The following is an 8,662-nucleotide window of genomic DNA, read 5'->3' as shown; positions in this document are numbered from 1 at the left end:
GGCCACGGCGGTCGCCGACGGCCTCGGCCTCGCGGAGCTGCCCGAACCGGCCCGTTGCGCGCGCGACTTCGTCAGCGACGCCCACGCACCCGGCAAGTTCACCCCTCACCCCAACGCCGGCCCCCGCCCCGACCCCGACCTCTCCCGCCTCCTCGAACCGAAACCCAAGAGCCGCAAACCCCTGATCCTCGGCGGAGTCGGCGCACTGGTCGCCGTGGCCTTGGCCGCCGGCATCGGAGTCTGGGCAACACAGGGCAATTCGGGCGGGACGGGGCCGACGACGACGTCGGCATCGGCGGCAGCGACGACGACCGTCACGGCCTACACGTCAGTGCCCCAAGCGCGGGCGGCGAATCCTGCGTTCGCGGGAAAGACCATCACCATGTTGGATGTGACCGGCGAGAAGACCTTCAGCGTCTATCTCGGTGGCACATCCCAATCGAAGTTCATGGAAGACCTCGGCTTCGTCTACAACCTGCAGTATCAGAAGAACGGCGACGAACCGTCTCCGCGCCCCATCACGGACCAGTACCCGGAACTCCAGGCGTCGGCCGACAGCTACATCCTCGCGGTGCGCAGCGATCCGAAAGCGGGCGGTGGAGGCCTGCTCGGCTTGCCGTACAGCATCGCGAGCGCGCGAGCGACGGTGATTCCTCTCGATGATCCCGTTGCAGTATCCGCCATGAGGAACTGGACTCCGACGTCGGAGCAGACCCTGTTGGAAAAACTGGTGCCGATTCTGCACAACCAGGTGAAATAGGCCCGACGTCGAAGGTCTGTGCCGGTAACAGCCGTCCACGACCTGCGGCTGGATCGTCAGGCCGCGCAAGATCCGAAAAACAAGGGGGGAGCAGTGAAATCACTGACCGTAGCCGCCAAGATCATCGCGGCGATCGGGCTGACCGCCGCCACCGCGATGCTGTCGGCGTGCGGAACCGACACGGACGCAACGAAAGTCACCGACCCGGTCGTCGATCTCGCACAACTTGACGTCGGTGGATACAGCACCAAGCCGGTCGACCTCGGTCTGCCCAAGAATATGTATGTCGCACGCTTCATGGAAGCCAACCGGCTGGGGAGCGTTCTCCCACTGCCGTATGAGGTGGATCCGAAGCTCACCGTGGGGCAAAGCTCCGGAACGCACGCATTCCTCGATGTCGGGCCGGAGTTCCACCTCAGCTCGATGTTTCGATGGCTTCACGAAGAGAATTTCAACGCCGTGACGAAGAATTTCGTCGGCGGATTCACCACCTTGGGAAGTTCCGACGAAGCCTACTCGCTCTCCTACGAACTCGCAGATTCGGTGCTCCTGTTCTCCGACGCCGAATCCGCTCGAAACGCGGCCGCTGAATTGTCGAAAGCCGACTTCTACGACGACGGAGCGGTTGAGCCGACGGCATTGGCAAAATATCCGGATACCGTTGCGAGATGGAAGCCGACGCAGCAAACGCTGGCAACGTGGACGGCCAACGACAAGTACGTCATAGTAACGATCGTCGAAAACTTCGAAAACAAGGAACTCGGCGTTTCGGATCTGCCGTCTCTCACAGATCTGGCGCAGAAGTCCATCGCCGCCACCACCGACAGGTTACGAGGGTTTACCCCCACACCGGTTGATCAGCTCATGAAGGTGCCAGTCGATCCGGATGACGTCCGCTCCCGAGCATTGCGCCGGCCCGAGGGAGATTCGTTTCAGAATGTGCCCGGCACTTTCGATCTGCATGGCGCTATGCAATTGATCGACGATCCGCAGGCTATCGAGAAGCTTTATCGAGACAACGGTGTAGACCGCGTCGCCTACGATGCCGGCGAGGTGGTACGTGCCAAGGACAAAGCGGCATCTGAGCGAATATTCGAGCTTCGGAGCGCTCCGGGCAAATTCATGCGCCGAGTGGATTCACCAAAGAACCTTCCGAACGCAAAATGCCTCAATTACAAAGGCCCGGATACGAACGTCCGATACTACTGTCACGTTCGATACGACCGGTATTCCGCTGTCGTTTGGTCGCAGCAACTTCGAGACGCGCAACAGCGGATATCGGCCCAGTACTCCATTCTGGCGAACAGCAAATAGGGGGATCGATCAATGCGAATTATGCGGGCATTCAGCTGCCTATCGGTGATTGTGGCGGTAGCGCTGACCCTCTCGTCGTGCGGATCGAGTGTCGGCGGAACTCCGACCCCGGCCGAGATCGATGTCCGGAAGCTGGATGTAGGGAGCTATTCAACAGACCCGATCGATCTTCAATTTCGATATATCCCGCAACTCTATTTCGGTAAAGAGATAGCCGCAATGCGGCTACTCGACAAAATTGCCATCGGTACCGAGATAGATCCCAGTCTCACAAGAAACAGTTCGGGCGCGATCGCGGAGGCGAACCAAGGATTGAACAAAGATATATCGCAAGGTTTCGTCACGGCCCTCGAACAGAACGGCATGCTATACGGAGTCCGGACCGACAAGCGTCAACGCAAGGAGACCGATCCGACCGACGGCGACGAGTTGGTCGATATGTCAGTCTACCAATTCCCGGACAAAGAGTCAGCCGCTGCGGCTGCCAAGGCCTTCGAAGAGGCCGACTTCGCAATAGCGCGTGATCAAAATCAGCCGGTCTGGTTGGAAAAGTACCCGAATGCGTTGTCACATTGGCGGCCCGGGATTCGGACGATCGGATCGAGGTTGGCCGAAGGGAACTACCTCTTGGATATCTTCGCCCGCACACCGCAGCCGGAACTCCCCCAGCTCACCTCACTCCTGGAGCATATCTACGACGTTCAGATTCCGATGCTGCGCGAGCTGCCACCACTGTCCAAGCGAGATATTCTGCACCTCCCATACGACCCGAACGGAATGCACCGCAAGACACTCGCAGCGAAAGGCTTCTACGGTCCTAGCCTGCTTACGGCGGGGTCCTTTACCACGCGTGGATTTCTCAATGTATCCAATGCGGACGGCAAGATATTGGCAGACAAAGGTAAGATCGAGGCGGTCTCGACAACCGAAGGATATACGACGCTCTTTCGCTCGGCGGATGCAGCCGGCGCGCAGGCGCTCGCTGAAGAGTTGCATCGCAGAGTGAAGATCTCAGTAGAACCTCCGCAGGGCGTTCCGGACGCATTCTGCGAGGAGAATACGGAAGTACAGGTGTTTACCGACAAGCGGTATCGCTGTGTCGTCCGGTATGGTCGATACGTCGGACGAGTGTCCAGCTCCCAGATCAAAGATGCGCAACAACGCGCCGCAGCGCAGTACGCGGTACTCGCAAATAGTTGGTAGAGAAATGATTACGGCGGAGACTTCGTGAAACGCGAACGGCCGCACATCCCGTTATCGGGATATGCGGCCGTTGCTGTCTCGGTTCCCGAGTACAGCTACGTTGTCAGCCAGCGATCAGCTTGGCCGCCAAGACGTCGGCGCCCTGCATCTGCTCACCGGCGCCGACAGTGTGGGCACCGAGTTGAGCCAGCGAAGCACTGAGCTCATCGGACTGCTGACGCCAATTCTGCTGCACGCTGTGGAACGCGTGGGCGGCATCACTACCGGTCCAGTGCGAGGTGATGAAGTCCTGGAACTTCTTTTCCATGTCCTCGAGCGCGGCGGTGATATTCATCGCCTCGTTCTTGATACCGCTACCGGCATCGTCGATGGTCCCGAAGTCGTAGGAAATCTGGCCGAAGTCACCCATCGTTCTTCTCCTTAGGGTCTTCTAGGAATGATGTGATGAACCGAGCGAGCTGGGTCGGTCAGGCCCAGTTGAGGCTGTCGGAGGTCTTCTGAAGAGTGCTCAAGTTGCCCTCTTCCATCTCCGCGTATTTCTTGCCGGCGCTCTCGAGATTCTGCGAATTCTGCATCAGCGCCTCGTTCATCTTGTTGGCCGAGGTCAAGAACTGATCGAAGGTGTTCTGGAACGCGGTTCCGGCGCCACCCTGGAACGCAGGACCCTGGAGGGTGGACGCATGATTGTGCGCGCTGGTAATCATGCGGCCGATCTCGTCGTGCTTGTCCTGCATCTCGCGGACAAAGTTCGCGAGTTGCTGCGCGTCGGCGTGAAAGGGCATCGTGGCTCCTTCTATCGGTCACCGCGGGCCGCGGCGAGGAATGGTCTTGTTCCTGCTAGTGGTTTGGACGCACGAGGTGCGTCCTCGGTTCCATCGTCATGTCCCGCGCATCGGCGCAGTTCGACAGTCGATCGCATGGCTGGAATGCCTGCGGTGTGGATGTCTTGCACCTCCCCCTCTCGTGTTGAACAGCCCGTGTGCCGTCAGTCGGTCCCGCTCAGCGATGAGCATCGCGCCCCCGAGCGTTCGCGCCCTGATCGGCCGGTGGTACCTGGGGCGACGGTCCTGCTGGATATCGCGCATCAGACGTTCACACTGTCCGGATTCTGAGCCTGCCATCTTCTGCGCGGAATTTCCAGCGCCTTCGGATTTTCCGCTGTGGCCGACGGTGATGACCTCGGCCACAGCGGTTTCGAAGCAGGCGCCGGTGGCCGTCATCAGGGGGCCGGGGACCAGGCCGTCTGGATCAGGCTGTTTCCGGAACGGGCCACCAATGTGCCGCGGCCGGGCGGCATTTCGCTGAGCCTGACGTTGCCGAGCAGCGCGCCCTCGTCCCGGTTGCCGCTCATCAGCAGGCCGATGGTGCCGATATCCTTCATCCGCCCGATCAGCGGCTCGTACAGCGCCCGTGACGCACCACCCGAGCGCCGGGCGATGATCAGATGGAAGCCGATGTCCTTGGCCTGCGCGAGATATTCGGTGAGGATCGACAACGGATTGCCGGACGGCGTCGACACCAGGTCGTAGTCGTCGACGATGACGTAGACCTCGGGGCCCGACCACCACGACCGCTCACGCAACTGCTGCTGAGTGATGTCGGGGCCGGGCATGCGGGCCTTCAGCACGCCGACCAGATCGCGCATCATCGTTTCCAGCATCTCCGCCGACGGCGCGTATCCCGCGACGTGGCGGCCTTCGACCACGCCGAGCAGCGTCCGGCGATAGTCGCCGATGATCAGCTTGGCGTTCTCGGGCGTATTCGAGGCGACGATGTTCAAGATGATGTTGCGCAGCACATTCGTCTTACCGCATTCGGTGTCGCCGAAGATCAGCACGTGCGGTTGCTCGGCCATATTGAGGAAGACCGGCGAGAGCTCGGATTCGTTGAGGCCGATCGGGATCTGCACGCACCGCGTGTACTGATCCACCGCGCCCGGCCAGCCGCCGAGCACGTTGTGCAGCAGTTCGTCGCGGTTGAGCACCTCGGGGAGCATGCGCACGCGGGGCGCCGGGCGGCCCGGGGTCGAGGCGACCAAGCGCTGCACGGCATCGGCGACACCGCTACCGAGGCTCTCGGGATTCGAATCCCCGTCCACGCGAGGCAGAGCCGTCAGCATGTGCAGGGCGTCGGGGGTCATACCGCGGCCCGGACGGCCCTGCGGCACCAGCGAGGCCACCTTGCGGCCGAGATCGGAATCCATCGGATCGCCCAGCCGCAGTTCGATGCGGGTGCCGATCTGGTCCTTGAGAGCGGGACGCGCCTCGGCCCAGCGGTTCAGCGCGATCACGATGTGCACACCGTACGAAAGACCCTGGGTGGCAAGGTTCATGATCGGCTGTTCGAGCGAATCGAAATCCTGGCGGATGGAACCGAAACCGTCGACGACCAGGAAGACGTCACCGAACGGGTCCTCGTGAGCGCCGGCCGCGGCGGGGCTGCTCGCCGGGTCGGTGCCGCGCAGGCGGCGGAAGTCGGCCATCGACTCGATACCCAGTTGGCGGAACCGCATTTCGCGCTGACGGACGATGGTCGTCATCTCGGAGATGGTGCGACGGACCTTGTCCACATCCAGGCGGCCCGCAACGGAACCGACATGCGGCAGGCCCTCCAGGCCGGACAGCGTGCCACCACCGAAGTCCAGGCAGTAGAACTGGACCTGTTCGGCGGTGTGGGTCAGCGACATGCCCATGACCAGCGAACGCAGGGCCGTGGACTTGCCGGACTGCGGACCGCCCACGACGGCGACGTTGCCGCGGGCGCCGGACAGGTCGACCACCATGGGATCGCGACGCTGGTCGTACGGGCGGTCGACGATGCCGATCGCGGTGCGCAGACTGGCCACCGGGTTGTATTCGCCGGTGAGGATCGAGCGCGGAATGAGCTGATCGAGGGTCGGCGCCGCGTCCAGCGGCGGCAGCCAGATCTCGTGGGCGGTGCGACCGTGGCCCTGGATGCGCGCGACCAGCATGCCGAGGTTGGAGATCTTCTCCGCGCTCTCGTCCTGCTGCGCCTCTTCGACCGCACTGGGCTCGGGCGGCAACGGAATCCGGTCGCTCTTGCGGAACGCGACATGGCCCGCGACGAAAGGCCGGGCGTGGATATCGATTTCGCCACCGACGATGCCGGCCTGGGTGACCTCGCGCTGGGCGCCCCCGCCCACATACGCGCCGGAAACGTAGGAGGCCTGGAAGCGCTGGATCTCGCCGGAGTCCGACTTCAGATATCCGCCGCCGGGGCTGTTCGGCAGATTGTAGGCATCCGGCACACCGAGCACCTGACGAGATTCGTTGGCCGAGAACGTCTTCAGGCCGATGCGGTAGGACAGATGCGATTCCAGGCCCTTGAGCTTGCCCTCCTCCAAACGCTGGGATGCCAGCAGCAGATGGACGTGCAGCGATCGGCCGAGGCGACCGATCATGACGAACAGTTCGGCGAAATCCGGGTGCTGGCTGAGCAATTCGGAGAATTCGTCGAGCACGACGAAAAGGGCAGGCAGCGGATCCAGATCGGCGCCGGCCGCACGCGCCTTCTCGTATTCGGAGACGTTGGCGAAGTTACCGGCCTGCCGCAGCACCTCCTGGCGGCGGTTCATCTCACCGGCCAGCGCGTCCTTCATACGATCGACGAGGTCGGCCTCTTCCTCGAGGTTGGTGATGACGGCGGCGACGTGCGGGACGCCCTCCAGGCCGAGGAAGGTCGCACCACCCTTGAAGTCGACCAGCACCAGGTTCAGCTGGTCGGGCGAATGCGTCGCGAGCAGCGAAAGCACCAGCGTGCGAAGGAATTCCGATTTACCCGAACCGGTGGCGCCGATGCACAGGCCGTGCGGGCCCATGCCGTTCTCGGCGGCCTCCTTGATGTCGAGGTAGACCGGCAGGCCGTCGGCCCCCACACCGAACGGGACCCGCAGCCGGTCCCGGCCGTAGCGCGGTTTCCACCCGTTCTCCGGGTTGAAGGTGCCGATGTCACCGAGCCCCATGAGTTGTGCCCACGAGCTGATGACCTCGGCGTTCTCCTCGACCACGGTGTCGCCACCGCGCTGGACGGCCGCCACCCGGAAGGGGGCGAGGCGGCGCGCGACCTGTTCGGCCTGCCGTGCGCTGATGCGGTCGATGAGGGCGAAGCGTTCCATATTGCCGGTGGCGCCGCGGCCGACGCATTCACCGTTCTCGACGACCATCTGGATGCCGCGCGAAACCGCCAGGCGCGGAGCGTAACTGCACAGATCGATGATGGTGACGCCCTCGTAGCCGGATTCCCGCAGCGAATCCTCTTCGGCCTCGAGCAAGCCCCCGTCGACGATGATGACGATGTGGACCAGATTCTGATTGGCCGGCTGGTTGCGCGAATAGCGAACCCGGTTGTGCAGCAAGGGGTTCAGACCGTCCGCCAGTTCGCGGACGGAACCGTAGACCATGCGCTCGGTGCCCACGCCGTCCTGGGAATCCGGATGCTGGGTGTGCGGGAGCCATTTGGTCCACTCCCATTCGGCGGCGGTGTCGGGACCACAGACCACGGCGACCAGAACCTGGTCCGGCGCCTGAAACATGCACAGCTGCAACAACATCGCGCGGGTCATATCGCGCGCCTGAGCACGGTCGCCGTTGAGCTGGATGGTGGCGAAACCCTTGACCGCGATGGCGGTGGGCAAATCGGGAACCGTGGAATGTGTACGCACGAAACGACGCAGCGATACGGCCGCGATCGGCTCGAGTTCCTCGACGGGGCCGGTTTCCGGCGAGACCAGGCGGGTGGCCAGGCGCTGACCGCCCAGGCCGATGCGTGCGTGGCAGAAGTCCTTGTCCCCCGGACGACGTTCCCACATGCGGCTGGTTCCGGCCAGCATCCACACCAAACCCGGTTCGGGATGGCTCCATTCGACCGCCGCGCGCTGCTGGGAGGCGGTCTCGTCGACATCCTTGCGGACCTGGTCCAGGTAGCGCAGATAGTCCTTGCGGTCCTCGTTGGCCTCGGCGGCCTTCTGCCCCTTACCGCCCTGACCGGCGAACATGCCGACCATGGAGAAGACCATCATCATCGGGAACATCATGCTCATCGGGTTGGAGGCGATACCTCCACCGCGGGTGAACATGATGGCCATCATTCCGACCATGCCGACGACCATGACGACGGGCATCAGTTTGCCCATCAGACTGCCAGGTATCGCGCGTGGAATCTCCGGCGGCGGTTGCAGTGTCACTTCGCCGCCCGGTGACCTCGGAACCTCCCGGCGCGCACGACGCTGGAACCTGACAGTGCTCATCGACGGAAGATCCCCCTTCGGCGGCTGTACTGCGGACTCAGTGTAGAGGCAGCGGCCGACATGTCGTACAGTTCGACCAGCATTCTGCACGGATCGGCCGCGCGACCGCAAACCGGAGC

5 protein-coding genes and 1 pseudogene are annotated in these 8,662 nt (G+C 62.9%); 3 read left to right on the top strand and 3 right to left on the bottom strand.

Annotated elements, in window-relative coordinates; genetic code table 11:
• From C8258_RS32725 to C8258_RS30205, 3 genes and pseudogenes are all read left to right on the top strand, one after another.
• Nucleotides 1-760, top strand: a pseudogene (locus C8258_RS32725) (hypothetical protein); the annotation flags it as partial.
• 18 nt (nt 761-778) lie between these two features.
• Nucleotides 779-2,074 carry a hypothetical protein gene (locus C8258_RS30210; RefSeq protein ID WP_146161370.1) on the top strand — a complete coding sequence of 432 codons (1,296 nt, stop codon included), beginning with the start codon at nt 779-781 and terminating at the stop codon, nt 2,072-2,074.
• Nucleotides 2,075-2,086: 12 nt separating this feature from the next.
• A complete protein-coding gene (locus tag C8258_RS30205; protein ID WP_146161369.1) occupies nt 2,087-3,277 on the top strand; it encodes a hypothetical protein in 1,191 nt (396 codons plus the stop codon).
• A 103-nt stretch (nt 3,278-3,380) separates the two neighbouring features.
• On the opposite strand, the gene C8258_RS30200 is transcribed toward C8258_RS30205, so the two are convergent.
• The 3 genes from C8258_RS30200 to eccCa all read right to left on the bottom strand — a co-directional run bounded on the left by C8258_RS30200 (nt 3,381) and on the right by eccCa (nt 8,543).
• Complete coding sequence (locus C8258_RS30200) at nt 3,381-3,686, bottom strand: WXG100 family type VII secretion target (RefSeq protein ID WP_106958036.1); 306 nt, start codon at nt 3,684-3,686, stop codon at nt 3,381-3,383.
• A 58-nt stretch (nt 3,687-3,744) separates the two neighbouring features.
• Nucleotides 3,745-4,059: a WXG100 family type VII secretion target gene (locus C8258_RS30195; protein WP_106958035.1), complete on the bottom strand. Its 315-nt coding sequence runs from the start codon at nt 4,057-4,059 to the stop codon at nt 3,745-3,747.
• A 437-nt stretch (nt 4,060-4,496) separates the two neighbouring features.
• A complete protein-coding gene (gene eccCa, locus C8258_RS30190; RefSeq protein ID WP_106958034.1) occupies nt 4,497-8,543 on the bottom strand; it encodes a type VII secretion protein EccCa in 4,047 nt (1,348 codons plus the stop codon).
• Nucleotides 8,544-8,662 lie beyond the last annotated feature (119 nt).

Origin of the sequence: Nocardia sp. MDA0666, from assembly GCF_003023875.1 — a bacterium.
GTDB lineage: Bacteria > Actinomycetota > Actinomycetes > Mycobacteriales > Mycobacteriaceae > Nocardia > Nocardia aobensis.
This window is presented reverse-complemented; position numbering and strand designations above follow the sequence as displayed.

Coding starts and splice junctions, on each gene's coding strand:
- C8258_RS30205 (WP_146161369.1), top strand. CDS start 2,087: ATGCGAATTATGCGGGCATTCAGCTGCCTATCGGTGATTGTGGCGGTA.
- C8258_RS30200 (WP_106958036.1), bottom strand. CDS start 3,686: ATGGGTGACTTCGGCCAGATTTCCTACGACTTCGGGACCATCGACGAT.
- C8258_RS30195 (WP_106958035.1), bottom strand. CDS start 4,059: ATGCCCTTTCACGCCGACGCGCAGCAACTCGCGAACTTTGTCCGCGAG.
- eccCa (WP_106958034.1), bottom strand. CDS start 8,543: ATGAGCACTGTCAGGTTCCAGCGTCGTGCGCGCCGGGAGGTTCCGAGG.